The following is a 21,460-nucleotide window of genomic DNA, read 5'->3' on the forward strand; positions in this document are numbered from 1 at the left end:
GAGCGATCCATGTCAGACCACGCTGCCGCGATCCGAGGTCTGCCCCGGTGGCATCCCAATCCGCTCATCCGATCGACCATCGAGACCATCCGGCGCTGCGGCTGGCAGGTGACATCGGTCGGCGAGGTGGACGACGGGTTCGACATCCGGACCCGGTCCGGTGCCGAACAGTCTCTGCCGGAGTGCGGCTACTCCTATACCGCCGGACTGTCGCTGCACTCGATTCCCGAGCTCTCGATCTACGGTGTCGATCCGCTGACGGCAACCCACATCCTGAACGAGCTGGGCGCACTCCTGCACCGGGAAGACTGGCGGGATCTCGTCGCCGCGCAGACCGACATCCCGCTGCAGACGGTCGCCGTGACCGTTCGACTCATCGAGCAACTCGATCACGACGAGCTCCTCCTGGCCAATCTCCTGTTCCCGGACCATCCGAAACTCCAGGTCGTCTGGCCCGACGACCACGGCCACCTGCCGTGGGAAGACGGTTACACCCTGCTCCCGATGCATCAACCGGTGAAGGGGATGCCGCAGCTCCTCGATCCCCCGTTCGGGGAACCGCGCCTTCTCACAACCGAATACGGGCCGGACCGGGCCCGCCCACGAAAGGGTCGTCGTATCTCGGGTCACTGACCTGCGGCCGAGGGGGTCCGGCGGCGTCCGGGGCGAGGTGTGTCCGTGTTGCCCCGGACAAACGGACCTCCGAGGTGCCACCATGGATGGCCGGGGGCCAGAACAGACCACGGGGGCACGTGGAAAGGCAGGTCGGCGTGGCGTACCTCCCCGTCGTGGTCGCTGTCCTCGTCGCCCTGGTCCTCGCCGTCGCCTTCGTCGCCGTCATCTACCGGCGCCCGCAGCGCGGGCTCCTGGTGCTGGCCGCCCTCACACCCCTCGATGGCCTCCTCGACATCGCTCCGGTGCCCGGCATCGCCTCCGCGTGGAAAGAAGGCGTCCTCGCCCTCACCCTCATCTGCGCGGTCAACCGTCGCGTCCGGCCCACCGAGCGCACGGGCCCGCCGCTGCACATGCCGTGGTGGCCGGCCGCGGCCGTGCTGGTCGCGTTCGGGGTGGTCTCGGCGCTCTACGTCTACGGACCCATCGGGCTGTACGGCGTCAAGGTCACGTTCTTCTACCTGTTCGTGGTCCTCGCCCTCTGGCTGACCCCGTTCGACGCGCTCGATCGCGACCGGCTGGTCTCGATCATCATGGCGCTCGGTGTCCTCACCACCGTCGTGGGCATCGGGCAGCAGATCCTGGGTCCGGCGCGGCTGGTCGAACTCGGCTACACCTACGGCGAGCAGGTCCGGTCGAGCGGCCCGCTGTTCCGCACCTTCAGCACGTTCAATCAGCCCTTCGGCTTCGGACTCTTCGTCATGCTCGCCCTGCTGGTCGGCGGGGCGGTCGCCCTGTCCGACACCGGACGCCGGCGCAACCAGTTGTTCCTCGTCTGCTGGCCGGTCATGGCGATCACGATGGCCACGTCGGTGGTGCGGGCGGCGATCCTCGGCCTCGTCGTGGGGGTGGTCTGGCTCGCCGCACTGCGCTTTCGCCGCCTCATCGCCCCGCTCCTCGTACTCGGCGTCGTCGCCGTCATCTCGCTGCCGTTCCTGCCCTCGAGCATCACCAAGGTGTTCTTATCCTCGAGCAGCCTCAGTGAGCGTGGCTCCGGGTGGGGTGAGATCTTCGCGAGCATCGGGGTACACCCGCTCGGAACCGGTCTCGCGTCCAGCGGGTCGGCCGCCGACGCGCTGTCGGCAGCCCGGGGCGACACGTCCCAGACGATCACCGCGGGCGCCGGCGGTACCGTGCAGCAATTGTCGAAGAACTATCAGCCGGACAACTACTACGTGAAGCTCCTCCTCGAACTCGGGCCGATCGGATTGTGGTTGTTCCTGGCGCTGATCGTGACCGCGGTGATCTGGTGCGTGCAGTACTCGCGCCGGATGCCCGACCCGGATGGAGCCTTCGTCCTGGGTGTCAGTGCGTCAATGGTCGCGGCGATGGTGGCGTGCCTGGTGGCCACCTACTTCGAGATCTTCCCGCTCGACTTCTACTTCTGGTTACTGTTGGGAGCTGCTGGATGCGCGACGGCACAACACGAATCACGTACGGTGCGCTTGCACTTCGTCCCGGAGGGAGCGGAGTCCAGACCTACATCCGCGAACTCCTGAGGGCGCTGCCGAACCATCTGAACGGCACCCCCTTGTCCGCGGTAGTCCAGACGGACGCGGTCGGTGAACTGCCGGCGTCGATCGCACCGGTGGAGCGTCCGGTCGCCGACGGTGTCCGGCGCGCACTGTTCGGTGTACTGCCCACCCGGTCCGGCGGGGTGTTCCACGGCCTCGACGTCGACCTGCCGATCATCGGTCCGGACACGACGGTCGCGACCGTCCACGACCTGTCGGTGCTCGACATGCCGTCCGCGTCGAGCAGGTTCCGCGCCGCGGGCGAATCCGTACTCGTCCGCACGACACTTCGTCGTGCCGACGTCCTGATCGCCGTCTCCGAGTTCACCGCCGAACGGATCCGCGAGACGTGCGGGCGGGAGGCGTACGTCACCGAACTCGCGCCCGCCGAGTGGGCCCGGCCGCCGTCGGCCGCCGACGTCGAGCGCGTCCGGGCGAAATACGATCTGCCCGAACGCTTCGTGATGCAGATCGGCACCGTCGAACCCCGCAAGAACGTCGAGCTGGTGGCGGCGGTGGCGCGGCGCCTCGACATCCCGTGTGTGCTGGGCGGCGCCGGTTCGACGGGGCCCGATGCGCCCTCGTCGGCGGTGGGGCTCGGCTACGTCGACGTCGAGGACCTGCCGTCGCTCTACGCCGCGGCGACCGTGACCGCCTACGCCTCCTTCTACGAGGGCTACGGCCTGCCACCGGTCGAGGCGATGGCCTGTCGGGGCGCCGTCGTCGCGAGCGCGGTCGGCGCGCTTCCGCAGGTCGTGGGGAACGGCGCGACCCTGGTCGAGGGCCACGACGAGGACGACTGGGTCCGCGCCGTCGAACCCCTCGTCCGCGACGATGCCGCCCGCGCCGAGCTCGTCGCCGCCGGTACCGCGGTCGCGTCGGCGCTGAGCTGGGACACCACCGCCGGCCGGACGGTCGAGGCCTACCGCGCTGCGGGCATCGACCCACCCGCTCCGGGGGTGCCGTGAGCCCTGATGTCACCGGCCCACTGCCGTCCGACGTGGTGATCGAACAGCAGGCCGAAGCCGAATGGCAGACCCGGGCGACCGGCGCCGGGAGCGGGCCGAAGACCGCGCCAACCGACGACACCGGCCCGCACCCCGCCTCGGATGCGCGGGCCGCCACCCGGGCGACGATCGCGATGCTGGTGAGTCGCCTTGTGATCGCCGCGCTCGGCTGGGCCGGAAGCGTTCTCGTCGCGCGCACCCTGTCTCCGGAGGACTGGGGCACCTATTCGTTCGTGTTCGCCCTGCTCGGTCTGACCGCGATCTTCACCGATCTGGGGGTCGGCCGCGCGGTGATGGCCCGGCTCATCTCCGACGATCCCGACGACGTGGCGAAGACATCGTCGGCGTTCATCGCACTACGGGTGGTACTCGGCTTCCTCGGCTACCTGATCGCCGTCGCCTACGTGATCGTGCTGCAGTACCCCGGTGACGTCATCCGCGCGACCGCCGTCGCGGGTCTCGTCGTCGTGTTCGCCACGCCCGCACAGGCACTCACGGTCATCTTCCAGAGCAGGCACCGCCTCCTGCTCACCGCCATCGCCGAGAGCCTGGGGCAGGTGTTGCAGCTGGCCCTGACGATCGCCGCCGTATTGGTCGCGCCGGTGCTGCTGGTGTTCGTCCTCGCCCCGGTCGCGAACGAGATCCTCTCGCTGATCATCAAGGTCGTCGGCATCATGCGCCGGTCGTCGGGGCTGCGGCCGTCGCGGATCGTCGAATGGTCGCGCTGGAAACCGATGCTCTCCGACGCGCTTCCGCTGGCACTCGGTCTCGCGCTGACCATCGCACTGCAGAAGGTCGACGTCCTGCTGCTGAGCCTGCTCGACTCGCTCGACGCGGTCGGCATCTACAGCATCGGGTACAAGTTCTCCGACATCATGGACACCCTCATCCTCGCCGCGATCGGCCCCGTCAGCACTCTGCTGGTGGCCGCGTGGCCGAGCCAACCGGCGGTCCTGCGTCAGCGATGCCGAAGTGCGGCCGCCGTCTTCGCCGCGAGTGGCGCGGTCGCCGTGGCCGCCTTCTGGCCGAGCGCCGGGCCCATCATCGGACTCCTGTACGGCGACCGGTTCGTCGTCGGTGCGAACGCCGCCCGGTTCCTCGTCCTGGGCGCGGCGATCACCGCCTTCATCGTGCTCGGCATCTTCCTGCTGGCGTCGACCGGTCACGCGAACCGCTACCCGTGGATCGCGGTCGGCGGAGTGGCCCTCAACGTCGGACTCAACGTCGCCCTCATCCCGCGGTACTCCTACGACGGAGCGGCCGTCGCCACCGTGATCACCTTCGCCGTCGCGGCGGTGGCGCTCTGGGTGGTGATCGGCCGGACACTGCCGATCACCGGTCTGCTCCCGCTCGGCACGCTCATCGTGTTGATCGCGCTCACCGCGGCATCCTGCGCACTCGGGGTCCGGTTGACGGATTCGGTGCCGTGGCCGGTCGTCTCGGCCGGCGCGGCGCTGATCGTCGCCGGGCCCGCCGTCCTGCTGATCCGGGCGGCGACCGCGCCTCCCGGCCGACACACGAAGGTGGTCCGATGACCGGTTCCGCATCTGAGCGCACGATCGTCTTCGTCGCGCACACCGGCCAGGTCTCCGGGGCGGAGAAGGTGATGCTCGATCTGATCGACGTCGCAGTCGATCGTGGTCACCCCGTGCGGGTCGTCAGTCCCGACGGTCCGCTGCCCGGACGACTCCCGGCCGGGGTGGACCACGTGGCCATCCCCCCGCTCGGTCTGAGTGGGGAGCGCGGCCTGGCACGTCTCGCGGGTGCGGGCCGGCTCGTGCTCGATTGGATACGGGCCGGGCGCATCCTGCGCCGGGTATCACGGCCCGCCGGCACGTCGACCATCGTCAACTCGTTGTTCGCACTCCCCGCCGCACGCATCGCGCGACCCGCGGGAAGGATCTCCTGGCTCGTGCACGACACCCTTTCGTCGGGCCGGCAACACGCGGTCGTCCGCGCCGGCGCACCGGTGATCAGGCGCGCGGTGGCGGTGTCGGAGGCGACCGCGGCACCTCTCACCGAACTCGGCCTGCCGGTCGTCGTCGCCCACAACGGGGTGACCTGGCCGGTCCCCGCCCTCCCGACCGATCTGCACGACCCGCCGGTCGTCGGCATGCTGGCCCTGCTCACGCCCTGGAAGGGGCATGCCGTCGCGCTCGACGCCGTCGCCGCGCTACCGGATGTCGAACTCGAGTTCGCCGGCGGATCGTTCCCCGGTGACGCCGATCATGTTGCCGCGCTACGAGATCGGGCCGGAAAACCAGATCTCGCCGGCCGCGTCCGGTTCCTCGGCCACACCGACCTGCGGACCGCGCTGCAGCGGTGGGATGTGGTGCTCTCGGCGAGTGTGACGCCGGAGGCCGGGCCGCTGTCGGTACTCGAGGCGATGGCCTTCGGAAAACCCGTGATCGGGACCGACCACGGCGGCACCACCGAGTTCCTGCGCAACGGTGCCGGGGTCCTCGTCCCGCCGTCGGATCCCCCCGCGCTCACCGCGGCGATCGGACGCGTCCTCGACGACGCCGACCTCCGCCGCTCGTTGATCGCAGAGGCTCGGCGCCGTATCGCGGACGGACACGACAAATCGGCGACCTTACCGCGTATGCTCGACGAGTTGTTGTCCGGCCGAGAAGAAGTCCGCGGCCGGCACCTGTGACGCGCGATGCGCATCTCGTCAGATAGGCACCATCCATGACACGGTCCCTGCACGGTCGGGCCACCCGATCGGCACTCACGTACGTGTGCATCCTCGTTGCAACCCTCACCGCCATCGTATGGGTGCGCAGCGACGCCCATTCGGCACCGGCCGCGTGCTCACTCGCGGGTGGCGATCACAAGGTGGCGGCCTCCCCCGGAGCCGCTCTGCTCGCCGCGTCCGACGCCGATCTGAACCGAGAGCTGTCGGTGGCCAAGGATCTCGGCATGTGGGCGGTGCGCCTCGACGTCGACTGGTCGGTCGTCGAACCCCGCCGCGGCCAACGCAACTGGGCCCCCGTCGACCGGGTGGTCAACGCCGTCGTCGCCCACGGCATGTGCCCGCTGGGCCTGGTGACCTACACCCCGTTGTGGGCAGCGCGCGCGTCCGACTTCCCACGCAACAGTCACTACCGCCCGGCCGACCCCAACGTCTTCGCCTCCTTCGCCGCGGCGGCGGCGCAGCGGTACGCCGAATCGATAGCGGTCTGGGAGATCTGGAACGAGCCGAACCTGGCGAACTACTGGCTTCCGCGTGCGAACGCAGGAGAGTACGGCCGCCTGCTCGCCGCGTCGTACGCGGCCATCAAGAGCGCGGTCCCGGGCGCCGCAGTGGTCTCCGGTGGTCTCGCGCCGGGCGTCGACAACGGCCGCGACATCGCGCCGTTGACATTCGTGCGCACCATGTACCAGAGCGGGTTCAACCGGTCTCTGGATGCGCTGGGCGTGCATCCTTACACCTATCCGGCGCTGCCCAACGACCCGGCCGCGGCGTCGTGGAGCACCGCGGCGCGGATGTGGGACATGCGCGATGTGATGGTCGCGGCGGGTGACGGCGACAAGAAGATCTGGATGACCGAGTTCGGCGCGCCGACCGGTACCGGCACCAACGCGGTCTCCGAAGACGTTCAGGCGCAGAGCATCGCGATCGCCATCGGCGCCCAGACCGACGCGCCGTGGCTGGGGCCGTTGTTCGTGTACTCGCTGCGGGACGCCGGCACCGACCCGAACAATCTCGAACACAACTTCGGACTGGTACGACGCGACTGGTCTCCGAAGCAGGCGTACACGATGCTCGCGTCGCGATGACCGGCGAGATCGGCTGTCGCCCACACGCCACGCCCGTCCGCCTCGACCACCGTCATCCGGGTCGTTGGCTATGGTGAACTGACAGCTGATCGAGCACTGCACTGTCCGGGGATGGTCGGGGGGTATCCGACACCACAGGAGTTACGCGCGTGACCTCCAGCTTCGATGCCGCCGGGCGACGCGATGCGCCGCCCTCGGTCGACCTGTTCGGGCACTTCCGTGATCTCATCCGCGTAGCCGTCCCCGCGATCCTGATCGGCATCATCGTCGGCGCCTCGGTGTTCGCTTTGCGGACCGCACTTGTCCCGAAGGAGTATTCGGCCACGGTCGTCACCGAGATCACGCCCGCAGGCACGATCATCCCCGGCGACGCATTCGTCGAACAGTTACGTGCCCCGTTCGTGGCGCTGTCCACCGACGAGAACGTCCTGCAGCAGGTGCTGACCCAAGTCGACACCGGGTGGACCACAGGCGAGTTGAGCTCGCATGTCACCACGACTCCGGGCACGGCACCCACGCTGTTGGACTTCACCGCCACGGCGCCGACGAGCCAGCAGGCCGAAGACGTCGCCCGCGCGATGGTCACCGCGATCTCCGCCGCATCCCTCTCCACCCATGCGCGCGACATCACCCGGCAGATCGACCAGCTGCGCGCGCAGGTGACCGCCGAGCGCGTCCGCAACCGCGCGCTGCCCGACCGTAGTGACGCGAAGGTCGAATCGGATGCCACCCTCGCCGATCTGGACTCCCAGCTCACCCGCCTGCAGAACTCGTCGACGGACACGCTGACGATCCTCGCGGCACCGTCGGCGAGCGAGGTTCCCGTCAGCCCCAAGCCCGCACAGGAGGGCGCGGTCGCCGGGATCGCCGCGACGATCATCGCGGCCGAACTGCTGGTGCTGTTCCGTGGGCGGGTCGGCCGTAAACCGAATCCGATCTGGGCGCGCCGCGCCGCGCACCGGTACGGCGCGCAACTCACCTACGGACGGCGAGGTGAACCGGCGTTGCCGTCGACGCTGCTGCCCGCGTTCGCACAGCGTCACCGCCGAGCACAGATCGCACTGATCCTCACCGGTGAGCACGTCGACGCCGATCGCCTGGTCGGCGATCTCGTCCCGCCCGCGGACGACGCGGCGACCGGGCATCATCTGCGCGTCGCGCAGCACCCTCTCACCGACGCCTGGTGGCAGCGCGTCGACCCGGGAGACCTCACGCTCGCCGTCGTCGTCGTGTCGTCGTCCGGGCGCGATCGCAAGGCCGCCGACCAGGCCCTGTCCCAGCTCGCGACCATCGGGTCGACCCGACATCTGATCGTGCAGCGCACGGGGAAGCAACCTTCCGCGCCTGCCTTGTCCAGCCCCGCCGACGCGGTACCCGACGAGAGCGTCGGGGGCGAGACCGCCGGGGACAGCGCAGCACCCAGAACCGAGGCCGCCACACCCATGTCACCTGCCGCATCGCATGACGATCCCGGAACGACATCACACGATTCCGACCGGTTCCGAACCGCTTCGGGAGATGTGGGCAGCAATGCCCGGTGACCGCATCGCCGTCGTCCACGAACGACTCACCGAGATAGCCGGATCCGAGCACGTCGTCGAACAGCTGGCCGCGACGTGGCCACACGTCGAGGTCCATGCGCCGATCGCCCGGCCCGCGGGTGTCCCGGCGGGGTTGACCGAGCCGCCGATCACCTCGTCGCTGAATCGTGCCTACCGCCTGCTCGGTGAACGCAGCTACGCGCCGCTGCTCCCGCTGATGCCGCTGGCGTTCCGGCGGATGCCGTTACGGGATGCCGACGCGGTCGTCACCAGCCATCACGCCTTCGCCACGCAGGCGGTGCACGCGACGCAGGCCCCGGTCATCGCCTACGTGCACAGTCCGGCCCGCTGGGCGTGGGACCCGTCGCTGCGGGCCGGCGAAGGTGGTGGCGCCGCCGGCGCCGCGATCCTGTCGGCGCTGTCGGTCGCCGCCCGGCGCTGTGAGGTCGGGGCCGCTCCCCGCCTGCACACCGTCGTCGCGAACTCCTCCGCGGTCGCCGAGCGCATCCGCGAGCACTGGGGACGCGAGTCGGTCGTCGTGCACCCACCGGTCGACCTCGACGGCTTCACCCCCGATCCCGCCGTCCCCCGCGAGGACTTCTACCTCCTCGCCGGCCGGCTGGTCCCGTACAAGCGGCCCGACCTCGCGATCGCGGCCGCCGCCCGCGCCGACGTGCGGCTCGTGGTCGCCGGGGACGGCCGGGCCATGGAGCAGTGCCGAGAACTCGCCGGGCCGAAGACGACGTTCCTCGGCCGCGTCCCCCACGACACCCTGCTGAACCTGCATCGGAGCGCCCGGGCGGTCCTGATGCCGGGAATCGAGGATTTCGGGATCGTGCCCGTCGAGGCGATGGCCACCGGCACCCCCGTCATCGCGCTCGGGGAGGGCGGCGCGCTCGACACCGTCGTGCCCGGCTCGACCGGTCTGCTCATCCAACCGGGCAGCGACGACGAGATCGTCGAGCGCCTGGCGGCCTCGTTGCGCGACTTCGACGTCGACGACTACGACCGTTCCGAGATCCGGGCCTGGGCCGAACGGTTCCGGCGCGAACGGTTCCGCGACGAGATGCGCGAGGTCGTCGATGCGGCGATCTAGGAACCCCGGGGCAGCCGGGCTCCAGCGCGCTTCCGTCCTTGACCGTGCGCTGGCCACGTCCCGCACGATCTCGGTGACCGGTCCGATGGCGCCGCTGGACCTCGATGTCATCCGCAGCCGCCTGGCACGGGCGTGGACGCCGAACTCGAGACTCAGCCTCGTCCCCGACCCGGCGTCGGCCACCTGGGCGCACGACGTCGAGACCCGGCCGCAGGTCTGCGAACGTCCCGACCTCGCCGACCTGCCGGTCGGCGACATCATGACGCACCTGCGCAATCGTCCCGAACCGCTGCCCCGGCTCGAGGTGCTGGTGTGCGGACAGTGGCTGGTCATCGACCACACCCACGGGATGGGTGACGGCCGCCTCGGCGTCGAACAGATCGCCGGTGTGGCCAGCCGCCACGAGTTCCCGATGACCGAACGCTTCGAACGGTCGTTGCCGTCCGACGCGGCGTGGCAGGCACTGCGCCGGCACGTGCTGCGGCATCCGCGACGTCTTCGCGACATCGTGCGCCTGCGCGCAGCCAACGCCGCGCCGCCCACCGACGCACCTTTGCGCACGATCACCGACTGGCGCTCCACCCGCTGCGCCGTCACCGCCGCGATGCGTCCGGGTCAGACCGCCGAACTCAAGCGTGCGATCGCCGACACGGGCGTCCGGATGTCGTCGGCGGCGGTGACCGTCGGACTGTGGCGCGCCGCGCTGGCCGCGCAGGGCGTACCCCTCGACGACCGCACCCAGATCCTCTTCGACTGCCGCCGCTATCTCGACGCCGAGCACGCCGAGGACCACGGGAACTTCGCCGTGGGCATCCCGCTGCTCTTCCCGCCCGACGCGACGCCGATGGAGATCGGGGACCGTATCCGCGCGGTCGCCGAATCCGGCTGGCCCGCGGCCATCCTGGCCGCCGGTGAACTGCGGATGCGGCTGCGCCCGTCGACACCGGGCGAGGGCACGGTCCCATCCCGGGTCGAGGTGCCCGACCGGTTACGTCTGTCGGTCAGCGATCTGGGCCGGGTCGGGATCTTCGGCGACCTGCCGTGGGAGCCCGCATCGGCGTCGCACCACCTGTTCGCCTACGTCGAACCCGACGGGCCGGACGCCGCGAGCATGCTCGTCAGCGAGATCGACGGTTCACGGAGCTTCACGACGACGTTCTGCAGCGACTTCGTCGGGCGCCCGGTGATCGAAGCGGCCCTCGACCACCTCTGTGAGGATCCGGTGTCGCTGCTGGATCGACTGCTCACACGGTCATGACGGTGGCGTCGCGGCACGTCGGGCGCACGCCCGTGCTCGTGGCCCTCCTCGTCGTCACCGTGCTGGTCGCCGCCGCGTGCTCGTCGGCTCCCGGTCCTGCCTCCGACGGCGGGTCGCGAGAGTTCGCGGCACCGGTCGGGGCATCGGCGGGCGACCTCGTCGGCGCACCCGTACCGACCGACGCCTACATCGCGCTGCGGCGCCTCGTCGATCGCACCGTTCGCTTCCGCTATCTGTCGACCGATCCGGCCGGCGATCGACTGGTTCCGGTCTCGGCCGCGGCCTTCGTGCCGCGCGGCCGCGCACCGGCTGGTGGCCGGGAGATCCTGGCGGTCGGGCACCCGACGACCGGCACCGCGGGCAACTGCGCCCCCTCGCTCTACGGGAACCTGCTGGGCACCATCGATCTCATCGCGTCGCTGCTCGAGCAGGGTTTCGTCGTCGTGCAGACCGACTACCAGGGACTCGGAACCCCTGGACCCCACCGCTATCTCGACCCGGCGCCGGCCGCCGACAACATCATCGATTCGGTCCGGGCGACCCGCACGGTCGTCGACGGCACGAGCGACCGGTGGTGGGGTTTCGGGGTGTCGCAGGGCGGTCATGCGGTGTTCCACGCCAACGAGATCGCGGACACCTACGGTCGTGGGCTACGCCTGCGCGGCACGGTGAGCATGAGTCCCGCGCTCGACGTCGCGCCGCTGGCGGACTCGATGGCCGCCGGCACCCTCACGCCCGAGCAGATCGCGTTCCTCCCACTCGTACTGACCGGGCTGAAGACGATCCACCCCGAACTGGTCATCGACGACTACGTCCACGGACCGCTGCAACAGGCCTTCGGGGTGTTCCTCGAGTGCAACGACGCCGCGCTCGTGCAGAAACAGGCCGTCGTCCAACGGACCCGACCCGAGGACTACCGGCCGGTCGACGACGCGGCCACCGAGGCCCTCCGGACGTGGCTGCGCGAGGTGAGTCTGCCCCGGGGGCGGGCATCGGCCCCGATGCTCGTGGCCTACAGCGACTCCGACGATGTCATCCCGGCCCCGTGGACCGCGGCGGCCATCGACCGGGCCTGCCGTCTGGGTGATGACATCACTGCGCTCAGGGTCCGCAACCAGCCGCACGGCATACTCGACATCGGTTCCGCGGCCACCGACTGGGTCGGCGCCGTGCGATCAGGACAGCGACCGCCGAACACGTGCGCGTGAGCTGGATGTTCTGCCCGGTCGAACCGGGCTGCGAGAGGAGTGACGATGAGCGCGAACACCGAGGACCGTGACAACACGGTGAACCCCGTCGACGACCCCACTCCCGACCCCACTCCCGACTCCGAGACGACCGCGGACGCCGACCAGCTGGCCGCGCTCTTCGACACCTCACCCGAGGCCGGCCTTCTCGCCGTGCTCGAGGCGGTCCGCGGGCGCAATCCCGACATGGCCAGGTCGCTCCACGCGGTCCTGTCCGATCCCGAGCGCATGCGCGCCCTGAAGGACAGCGGGCTCCTCGACGACCCACCGACCCACGGCCTCGACGAGACCATCCGACTCACGATCGACGCCGTGGGCGTTCCGCATGTCGCCGTCAATCTCATCACCCCCGAGGAACAGGCGACTGCGGCGATCGCGTTCCGGTCCGGGACACCCGACGGCCCCAGCACCCGGACGCTGGTCAACTCGCTCTGCGTCCTTCCGGTGGTCAGCGGCTCACCCCTCATCATCGACGACATCGCCGACCACGCCCTCCTCGCCGACCATCCGACCGCCGTCAGCGGCGAGGTGACCGCCTACCTCGGCATCCCGCTCGCCGACGACGACGGACATGTCATCGGTACGTTCTGCGCCTGGGATTCCGAACCGCATCACTGGTCCTCCGCGGAGGTACAGCTCATGTCCGATCTCTCGATCCTGGTCCAGGAGCTCATCTTCGGGAAGTGAGCGCCTCCTGACCCCTCTGACCTGGCGTGGAGCAACCGGTGCCCAACACGTGCCCGGTAGGCGCACGCGAGACGGTCCGGTGCACCTACAATCGTCGGCACGGGGGGCTGTTCGGATGGAGTGGACTTGTCGACCCGTGTTTCGCAGGCCGAGATCCCGCAGACGACGACGCGCGCCCCGGTGCCCGCGACCGCGGGAACGAGACGCACTTTCCATGAGCTGATCCGCGACGATCCCCTGAGCACGATCGTCACCGTGTCGATCGACGTGGTCTCCGCGTCGATAGCAGTGGCCATGGGGATCTGGTGGGTCAACAGCGGCGCCGGCGCGAGCCCGCCGCTGTGGACGCTCATCCTCTTCGTGCCGATCCTCGTCGTCATCTTCGCGTTGCGCGGGGTGTACCGGCGAGGACTCAACCGCCGGTTCCTCGACGAGGTCGGCGGGGTGATGACCGGGTGCACGATCGCCGCGATGATCCTGCTCTGCTCGCTGCTCCTCTCCTTCTCCGACGACCGGCCCGGCGCCGCGGTCACCAAGGTGTGGGTGTCGGCGCTGTTCTGGGTTCCGTTCGGCCGTCTCATCCGCGACACCATCCAGCGGAGTCTGCGCAAGAGCGGCCACCTGCTGTCCCCCACCTTGATCATCGGCGACGGGCCGATCACCGCACAGGTCGTGGGCCGCATGGTGTCGGCACCCGAGCACGGCCTCCGGCCGGTGGGGATCCTGGCGGCCGGCGCCCCGCCCCGCGCCGATCGGGACGAGGGCCCGACCAACGAGATCGCGCAGCTCGGTGGAGTGGACGAGCTCGACCAGGCGATCCGTGCCACGAAGGCCGAGGTCCTGGTGGTGGCCTTCGCGGTCACCAATGTCGAAAGACTCACCGCCGCTGTCCGTATCGCCCACCGGCACGGCGTCAAGGTGTGGATCGTACCGCGGATGTTCGACGTCGTCGGACGACGCAGCCGGGTGGACCACATCGGCGGCCTGCCCCTGATGTCGGTCCCACACACCAACCCGCGCGGGTGGCAGTACCGGACCAAACACATCGGGGACCGGGTGATCGGGGCCCTGATCCTGGCAGCGATCTCACCGCTGTTCCTCACCCTCATGCTGCTCGTCCGGTTGAGCTCGCCCGGGCCGATCTTCTTCGCGCAACCGCGAGTGGGTCGCAACGCGCGGGTGTTCGACTGCCTGAAATTCCGTTCGATGCGGCCCGAGGACCCCGACGCGGAGAAGTTCCGTCCCACCGAGGGCAGCGCTCCCGGCGGCGTCGAGGGGGTCGACCGGCGCACCAAGATCGGCAAGATCATGCGTTCGACGTCGATGGACGAACTGCCCCAGTTGCTCAACGTGATCCGCGGGGACATGAGTCTCGTGGGTCCACGACCCGAGCGTCCCGAGTACGTCTCGTTGTTCGAGGTCCAGATCCGGCGGTACGGCGAACGCCACCGGGTGAAAGCCGGGGTCACCGGATGGGCGCAGGTGCACGGCCTTCGCGGCCAGACCTCGATCGCCGACCGCGCCGAGTGGGACAACTACTACATCGAGAACTGGTCGCTGTGGCTCGACATCAAGATCCTGCTCCTGACCGTGCTGGCGGTGCTGAAGAAGGCAGAGTGAGGCTTAGCCACACCCAGATCAGACGACGCGCACTCAGGGCGAGGGACGCCGGGTGTCATATCCCGCGCGATAAGGCATGCGCCCCCGATCATCCCGGACGGTGACGATCAGGGTGCGGGTGACGACGGCGAGCAGGATGATCCCGCTGACGATGGCAAGGACCAGTGCGGTCATGGCGACCTCCTGACGCTCGAACACGTTGTGCCGGCGGTTCATTCGCCGATCACGTGATGGTGGAGGATGCCGGCGGGCATCCGTGGACTCGATTGCCCGCTCATGGTGTCGCGACGGCGCCTGCCGGCGCCACTGGTTTTTTCTCGATGGTCACCCCGCATCTGTCGGGTTCGGGCGATATGGTCGGCAGCGATGAACATCCGCCCGCCCGCACTCGACGCGGCTGTGCGTCCCGGACACGTGCTGAGGGTCGACGACGTCGACGGCGTCGCGCTGGCCGACCTCGTCGACTCGGTCTCTGTCGAGCTTCCGGTGTTCCTGGACCACCGCGGGCCAGGGGATCGCACCGCCAAGGACGTCGTCCGCGAGATCCTCGACGCACTGGAGGAGATCGTCGACGCCCTCTTTCCCGACTGGCTCCCGGGCCACGAGTCGGACCTGCCGATCGACGCCGACGACGCCGAGCAGCTGGCGCGCGCACTGTGCCGACAGAACGGCTTCCCCTCGCCTGCTGTCATTCACCTGGCCCGTGCGGCCGCAGGCGCGCGTCGCCCGGGTTCGGATCCCGCCGACGACGCCAGGGCGGGCGCGCTGACGTTCCTCTTGCGGCAGGGGTACGGTCGCGATTCCGTCGTCCTGGCTGTGCGCGCCGACGCGGCACTGCCCGACCGCGCCCAGCGAGCCGCAGCTGCCGCCTATGAGTGGCTGGCGGACCACGCGAACCTCACCGTCTGGCTGACCGCCGACGCTTTACCCGCCGTCACCCGGGTGCCCTCCATGCGGATCGGGATCCCCGGCGGCCGGCGCATCGACCCGCCCCGGCCCGCGGACGTGCCCGTTGACCCGTCACCGGCGTCGGCGCTGCCCGTGCTCATCGTGTCCCGCCCATCGGGAAGACCGGCACCGCACAGCGCGGCAGAGCAGACCCTCGAGCGTGCTCTCGCGAATGCGCCGTGGGCGCGCGACCGCCAGTGGAACCGGAGTCCACGGGACCTCGACCCGCTGGACCCCGCGGTGATCGTCGACCTGCTGTGGTCGAGGGAACGGGTCGTCGTGGAGGTCGACGGCGCAGATCACCGCGGCCCGGTAAAGTACGCGCGAGATCGACGTCGCGACAACATGCTTCAGCGTGCCGGGTACCTCGTTCTGCGGTACACGAACGACCACGTTCTCGATGACACGGCCCTCGTCGTCGCAGAATTGGCCGCCGTGATCAGCGGACGCTCCCGTCCTGCGGCACCATCGCGACCGACGTCTACCCATCCCCCTTCGACCCACGAGGAGAATCCGTGGACCACGCCCAGCTGACGCCGATCCAGAGTGCGGCGCTGTTCGTCCTGCTGGCCGAGTCCCGTGAGCTCTCCAACCCCGAGCTCAAAGAGTTCGGTCCCGCGCTCGACAAACAAGCCCGGGACCATCTCAACGCGCTCGGGCTCGTCGACTCGCGGATCGGCGCGCGCCGCGCCTGGTTCCACACACTGACCGACCGCGGCTGGGCCTGGTGTGCGGCAGAACTGGTCTCTGAGCCACCCAAGCGATCGACCGCGCCGACGAAAGCGATGTACTCGGTTCTCGCCGGCCTCGCCCGATACCTCGACGACGAGGACCTTCGCCTGCACGAAGTATTCGGACGTCCCCGGCGGGCGAACCACGAGGAAACCGTCACTCGGATCGCGTCCGAGCCCGTGTCCCTCACCGTTGATCCCCGCGATCAGATCGCGGCCGCCTACCACGCTCGGGCTGCCGCTGCGGGGGACTTCGTCCTCGTCACCGATCTCCGCGCCGATCTCCCCGGCATCAGCGACGAGATCTTCGACACCACGATGGTCGAGTTCCAGCGCGAGCCCGGCGTCAGCCTCATCCCCCAGGAAGATCAGGCGCTGCTGACCCCCGCCGACCGGGCGGCTGCCGTGGTGGTGGGCACGCAGCCGTGCCACCTCTTCGCGATCGAGGAGATCTGATCCGATGGAAGCCGACGCCCGTCAGGCACTCGAGTCCATCCGGCTCAACTGGGCCGACACCCCCGACGATGTGTGGGGCACCGCCGACCCCTTCCACGTCGGCGGTCTGCACGAGGACACCATCGTCGACATCACCCGCTCCTTCGACGACGCCCGGCGCTCGCCGTCGGGGAGTCCGATCGGCGTCACCGTGCGCGGGCCGGCGGGATCGGGAAAGACTCATCTCCTGGGTCGGGTCCGGCATCGCGTCCAGGAGGCGGGCGGTTACTTCTTCCTCGTCAAGTTGCTCGACGCCACCGACTTCTGGCGTTCGGTGCTCGTCGCGATCATCGACGACCTCGCCCGTCCGACCCCTCGGCACCGCTCGCAACTGAATCAACTCCTCCACCGCCTGGCTATCGACGCCGAGGTCTCGGACGAGACGCGTGCCGCGGTGACCGGCGGCCTGCTCACACCCGCGGCCCTGGACGACTTCGTCCACGGGGTCTACACCCGCCACTCCAGGCACCGTCGCCGTTCCCAGCACATCCTGCGCGCACTGGTCCTGCTCGAGTCCGATGACTTCGCGGCCAAAGACCTCGGCGAGGCGTTCCTCCACCTGGACATCGACGACGCCGAGGAACTCGCCTCCTGGGGGATCCGCAACGCGCGCCTCGGCTATCAGGAGATCGTCGAGAACATTTCTCGCATCATCGCTTTCGACGACGCCGCGGTGCTCGCGATCGATCAGATCGACACCCTGATCGAGGCCGGCAAGACCGCCGAGCCGGGCGAGGACTCGCAGGTCGAGAAGCTGGCGCACGGCCTGATGTCGGTGCGCGACACCATGAGCCGGACGACATGCGTGGTCTCGTCCATCTCCGCGGCCTGGGAGTACCTCGCGGGTCATGTGATGCGTTCCGCGGTCGACAGATTCCGGTTGCCGCCCACGCTGCAACGGCCGGCCAGCGCAGATTTCGGCCGTCTCCTTCTCGCCCGGCGGTTCGCCCCGGGTTTCGCCGCAGTGGAATTCACACCGCCCCACGCCACGTGGCCGGTCACAGACGCTGCTCTGAGGACGGCGACCGACTACACGCCACGAGAGTTGATGGTGACCGTGGATCGCCAGATCGCGGCTATGCTCCGCAGCGACACCTTCGTCGAGATCACCGACCTCTCGGGAGCCGCACCGACGGCTACGGCGCGCGGCGCGTCGAGTGCCGCGGCCGGCGATGGGCAGCAGACACTCCCTGGGACCGACGAGATCGTCTCCGGCACGGGTTCTTCCGTCTCGGAGACGACATCTTCCCAGACAGCCTCGGCGTCGTCCGCCTTGTCGGGCAATCCCGCGTTCGAGAAGCTCGATCAGCGGTACGCCGAACTGATATCGCGTGCCGATCCACTACCGGCGCTGGTACCCGACACCGAAGACAAGATCGTCCCATCACTTCTGCATGCAGGGTTGGCGACCTGGATTCAAGCCCTGTCGCGCGACGCCGACCGGTGGCAGCTCGATGCCCGCCCAGGTCCGAAAAGCCCTCTGCACGGACGTATCCGTCAACTCGTCGACGCGAACCGGGACGTCGAACAGTCGTGGAGCTTCCGTGCGATAGCCGCATCGAACGCGCGCGCCGTCCAGACCAGGCTGTCGAGCGCGACGACGACATCCGGATTCACGCTGGGTGACATCGAACGCACCCTGGTGATCCTCCGGCGGGATCCGTGGCCCACCGGCCCCAAGACCCGGCAGATGGTCGAGGAACTGCACGATCGTGGCGGGCGGGTTGTTGCCTGGACCGAGCACGACATCAAACGGTTGTGCGCCTTGGCCGCATTACGGGCCGAACGGCCGACTCACCTCCGCGAGTGGGTCTCGGCACGCAACCCGGCGGCCGAGATCGCCTTCATCACCGACATCCTGGGTCCCGCCGTGGAGACCCCTGCCGTGCCCGGAAATGAGCCTGAGACGCGGATTCCCCAGCCATCCCCGACGACCCCAGGCCGTCCAGAGTTCGACACCGCGGGCACTCCGGTGCCACGCCGGGCAGAGCCGACCGTTCCGCGAAATCCTGAACCACAGCCTGCGACCGCACGTCCGATCGCCGGCGAATCACACTCCCCGACAGCGGAACCCGACACTACCGAGCAGACAATCACCCTCGGTCGCAGTGTCGCAACGGGCGAGGCGGTTGCGGTCTCACTGCCGGCCCTCCGCAAGCACGTCGCGCTGTTCGCCGGATCAGGCTCAGGTAAGACCGTGCTGATCCGTCGCATCGTCGAAGAGGCTGCGCTGCAGGGGGTCTCATCGATCGTTCTCGACGTGAACAACGACCTCGCCCGTCTGGGCACGCCATGGCCGGACAACGATCCGCGCCCGTGGACTCTCGAAGACCGCGGGCGCGCCAAGACCTATCTACAGGACACCGAAGTCGCGGTCTTCACTCCGGGACGCGCGTCGGGGCGGCCACTGAGCTTTCAGCCGCTGCCCGATTTCACCACGGTGGTGGGCAACCCTGACGAGTTCCGCGCGGCGGTCGACTCCGCGGTCGGTGCACTCATCCCGCATGCGCGGGCCACCGGAACCAGCGCAAAGGCCTACCGGCAGCAAGCGGTCCTCCAGCAGTCTATGGAGGCCTTCGGACGCCGCGGCGGCGGCAGCCTGCGGGCGTACGTCGGACTGCTGACCGAACTGCCCCAGGACGCAAGCACCCTGGCCGACGCACCCAGGCTCGGCGCCGAACTCGCCGAGAACCTCAAGGCCTCGATGGCCATCGATCCCGTGTTCGGCGGCGAGGCCGCACCCGCCGACCCCGGGTTCCTCCTCACTCCCACACCGGGCTTCCGTGCTCGGGTGTCGGTCGTCAACCTCGCCGGCCTCGGCACCGACGACCGGCGCGCGAGCTTCGTCAACCAGCTCCAGATGGCGCTCTTCGCCTGGATCAAGAAGAATCCGGCGGTCGACCGACCACTCGGCGGGTTGCTCGTCATGGACGAGGCGCAGAACTTCGCCCCGTCGGTGCGGACGACCGCGGCATCGAAGAGCACCAGTGCCCTCGCCTCCCAGGCTCGAAAGTACGGTCTCGGCCTCATCTTCGCGACCCAGTCGCCGACCGGCATCGACAACAAGATCTCGGCCAATTCCTCGACTCAGATATTCGGACTCCTCAACCATCCGACACAGATCGACCGTGCCAAAGAACTCGCCGCCAACAAGGGCAGTCGAATTCCGGACATCGGCAAGCTGCCAGCGGGCACGTTCTACATCGCGAGCGAGGGTGGACGTTTCACCAAGGCCGAGACCCCCCTCTGCCTCACCTACCATCCCTCGAGTCCCCCTACCGAGGATGAGGTCGTCGATCTCGCGCGGTCGACTGCACTTCGCGCGCAGTGACGTGCGAACCTGACTTCGCAGACGGCCAGCGGCGTGGATTGGCACAATGGACACCGTGCTCACGCTGACCGCCGGAGAGAACCGTCCACTGCCCTCGCCGGCGGTGACCGTCTCGGTGCGCTCGGCATCGCCGGTCAACACCTCGGCGATCCTGCTGACCGACGCCGGGCGGGTCCGCTCCGATGCCGACCTCATCTTCTACAACCAGCCCGCCGGACCCGGAGTCGGCTATCGCTCCGACGGCTCCGCCGACATCGTCTCCATCGACACCGCTGCCCTGCCCCGCGAGATCGCGCGGGTGGTCGTGGCCGCGAGCCTCGACGGCACGGGACCCACCAGTTTCGCCACCGCCGGTGCGCTCACCGCAACGGTGACCGGCGGCGGCACCGACCTCACCTTCAGCCCCGCCGGCCTCACGAGCGAAGCGGCGGTCGTGTGTCTGGAGATCTATCGTCGCAACGACGTCTGGAAGGTACGAGCCGTCGGACAGGGTTACGACTCCGGTCTCGCCGGACTGGCGACAGCCTTCGGCATAACCGTCGACGACGAGCCCGCTCCACCACCTCCGCCCGGCCAACCCCCGCGCGTGACCGATCCGCAACCCTGGCCGCCCTCGACGGCACCACCTCCGACCGCACCACCCTCGACGCCCGGACCGCAGGCGTCGCAATGGAATACACCGTCCACACCGCCACCTCCGGTCACCGCCCAACCACAGGGAGTCCCCATGCACAGCGATCTGTTCGCGCCGTCCCACGCCGAGGTCACCGGGCAGGGGATCCAGAAGCAGGGCAGCAAGATGTGTCGGGTCGGACTCTCCGGTGAGGTGATGGCCCGGACCGGCTCGATGGTGGCCTATCAGGGAAACCTGAAGTTCGAGGCGCTCGGCTCCGGCGGGCTCGGCCGGATGATGCGTCAGGCGGTGACCGGTGAGGGCGTCCCGCTGATGAAGGTCACCGGGCAGGGCGACCTGTTCCTCGCCGACGCCGCGTCGGACGTGCACCTCATCGACCTCGACGGGTCCGACGGCCTCACCATCAACGGCGCCAACGTGCTCGCCTTCGACTCGTCGCTCTCCTACGACATCGCCCGCGTGCAGGGGGCCGGGGCGATGAGCAACGCCGGCCTGTTCAACTGCGTGTTCACCGGCCGCGGCCGGATCGCCATCACCACCGACGGCACCCCGGTCGTCCTGAACGTCGACGCCGCGACCTACGCCGACCCGCAGGCCGCGGTCGCGTGGTCGTCGAGCCTGCGCACGTCGGTGAAGTCCAACGACTCGTTCAACCTCGGCACCCTCATGGGTCGGAGCACCGGCGAGCGGTTCACCCTCGAGTTCTCCGGGCGCGGTTTCGTCGTCGTCCAGCCGTCCGAACTGCCGCCCGGCGGATTCGTCGGCGGCACCGGTGGCGGAGGCTCTGCGGGGTCTGGCGCCGGCGGCATGCTGGGCGGCATCCTCGGCCGCTGACGAGGCGGAACTCGGTGCGCCTCCCGAGTTCGTCGGTGCCGCCTGCTCTACTACGCTCCACC

At 69.3% G+C, this 21,460-nt stretch carries 17 protein-coding genes; 16 read left to right on the forward strand and 1 reads right to left on the reverse strand.

The genetic code is table 11. The features are described from left to right. Positions 1–9 precede the first annotated feature (9 nt). From AC3B5T_RS00755 to AC3B5T_RS00810, 12 genes are all read left to right on the forward strand, one after another. On the forward strand, positions 10–633 hold the full coding sequence (locus tag AC3B5T_RS00755; RefSeq protein ID WP_014927817.1) for a DUF4262 domain-containing protein: 624 nt from the start codon (positions 10–12) through the stop codon (positions 631–633). A gap of 137 nt (positions 634–770) precedes the next feature. Then, on the forward strand, positions 771–2,171 hold the full coding sequence (locus AC3B5T_RS00760) for an O-antigen ligase family protein (RefSeq protein ID WP_197282811.1): 1,401 nt from the start codon (positions 771–773) through the stop codon (positions 2,169–2,171). A gap of 32 nt (positions 2,172–2,203) precedes the next feature. After that, positions 2,204–3,154, forward strand: a complete 951-nt coding sequence (locus AC3B5T_RS00765; RefSeq protein WP_084817321.1) for a glycosyltransferase family 4 protein — start codon at positions 2,204–2,206, stop codon at positions 3,152–3,154. Continuing rightward, positions 3,151–4,728 (forward strand): oligosaccharide flippase family protein, encoded by a 1,578-nt coding sequence (locus AC3B5T_RS00770; RefSeq protein WP_055476750.1) that lies wholly within the window; start codon positions 3,151–3,153, stop codon positions 4,726–4,728. Before AC3B5T_RS00765 ends, AC3B5T_RS00770 begins: the two co-directional genes overlap by 4 nt. Beyond that, entirely contained in the window at positions 4,725–5,849 is a 1,125-nt protein-coding gene (locus tag AC3B5T_RS00775; protein ID WP_055476751.1) for a glycosyltransferase family 4 protein, read from the forward strand. Before AC3B5T_RS00770 ends, AC3B5T_RS00775 begins: the two co-directional genes overlap by 4 nt. Positions 5,850–5,884: 35 nt before the next feature. After that, a complete protein-coding gene (locus AC3B5T_RS00780; protein WP_055476752.1) occupies positions 5,885–6,976 on the forward strand; it encodes a glycoside hydrolase 5 family protein in 1,092 nt (363 codons plus the stop codon). Positions 6,977–7,125: 149 nt separating this feature from the next. Further along, positions 7,126–8,517, forward strand: coding sequence for a YveK family protein (locus AC3B5T_RS00785; RefSeq protein WP_055476753.1), 1,392 nt, complete (start codon positions 7,126–7,128; stop codon positions 8,515–8,517). After that, positions 8,507–9,613 carry a glycosyltransferase gene (locus AC3B5T_RS00790; RefSeq protein WP_010842228.1) on the forward strand — a complete coding sequence of 369 codons (1,107 nt, stop codon included), beginning with the start codon at positions 8,507–8,509 and terminating at the stop codon, positions 9,611–9,613. The genes AC3B5T_RS00785 and AC3B5T_RS00790 overlap by 11 nt, the downstream gene beginning before the upstream one ends. 73 nt (positions 9,614–9,686) lie before the next feature. Then, positions 9,687–10,871 carry a hypothetical protein gene (locus AC3B5T_RS00795; RefSeq protein WP_010842229.1) on the forward strand — a complete coding sequence of 395 codons (1,185 nt, stop codon included), beginning with the start codon at positions 9,687–9,689 and terminating at the stop codon, positions 10,869–10,871. Next, the gene (locus tag AC3B5T_RS00800; RefSeq protein ID WP_010842230.1) at positions 10,868–12,079 is read left to right on the forward strand and encodes a lipase family protein; all 1,212 of its coding nucleotides are present in this window, start codon (positions 10,868–10,870) and stop codon (positions 12,077–12,079) included. Before AC3B5T_RS00795 ends, AC3B5T_RS00800 begins: the two co-directional genes overlap by 4 nt. A 45-nt stretch (positions 12,080–12,124) precedes the next feature. Then, positions 12,125–12,805 (forward strand): GAF domain-containing protein, encoded by a 681-nt coding sequence (locus tag AC3B5T_RS00805; RefSeq protein WP_035717190.1) that lies wholly within the window; start codon positions 12,125–12,127, stop codon positions 12,803–12,805. Between the two features lie 126 nt (positions 12,806–12,931). Then, positions 12,932–14,425, forward strand: a complete 1,494-nt coding sequence (locus AC3B5T_RS00810) for a sugar transferase (RefSeq protein WP_035717192.1) — start codon at positions 12,932–12,934, stop codon at positions 14,423–14,425. Between the two features lie 33 nt (positions 14,426–14,458). Here AC3B5T_RS00810 and AC3B5T_RS00815 read toward each other — a convergent pair whose 3' ends face one another. Further along, positions 14,459–14,599, reverse strand: coding sequence for a hypothetical protein (locus tag AC3B5T_RS00815; RefSeq protein ID WP_014927829.1), 141 nt, complete (start codon positions 14,597–14,599; stop codon positions 14,459–14,461). Between the two features lie 192 nt (positions 14,600–14,791). Here AC3B5T_RS00815 and AC3B5T_RS00820 point away from each other — a divergent pair, with 192 nt between their 5' ends. From AC3B5T_RS00820 to AC3B5T_RS00835, 4 genes are read left to right on the forward strand one after another with little or no spacing between them, the layout of a single operon-like run. Further along, positions 14,792–15,907: an endonuclease domain-containing protein gene (locus tag AC3B5T_RS00820; RefSeq protein WP_010842234.1), complete on the forward strand. Its 1,116-nt coding sequence runs from the start codon at positions 14,792–14,794 to the stop codon at positions 15,905–15,907. Then, a complete protein-coding gene (locus tag AC3B5T_RS00825) occupies positions 15,889–16,560 on the forward strand; it encodes a hypothetical protein (protein WP_010842235.1) in 672 nt (223 codons plus the stop codon). The genes AC3B5T_RS00820 and AC3B5T_RS00825 overlap by 19 nt, the downstream gene beginning before the upstream one ends. 4 nt (positions 16,561–16,564) lie before the next feature. Beyond that, a complete protein-coding gene (locus AC3B5T_RS00830) occupies positions 16,565–19,930 on the forward strand; it encodes a helicase HerA domain-containing protein (RefSeq protein WP_055476759.1) in 3,366 nt (1,121 codons plus the stop codon). A gap of 46 nt (positions 19,931–19,976) precedes the next feature. Further along, on the forward strand, positions 19,977–21,398 hold the full coding sequence (locus AC3B5T_RS00835; protein ID WP_055476760.1) for an AIM24 family protein: 1,422 nt from the start codon (positions 19,977–19,979) through the stop codon (positions 21,396–21,398). Positions 21,399–21,460: the final 62 nt, after the last annotated feature.

Source organism: Gordonia sp. G4 (assembly GCF_057770005.1).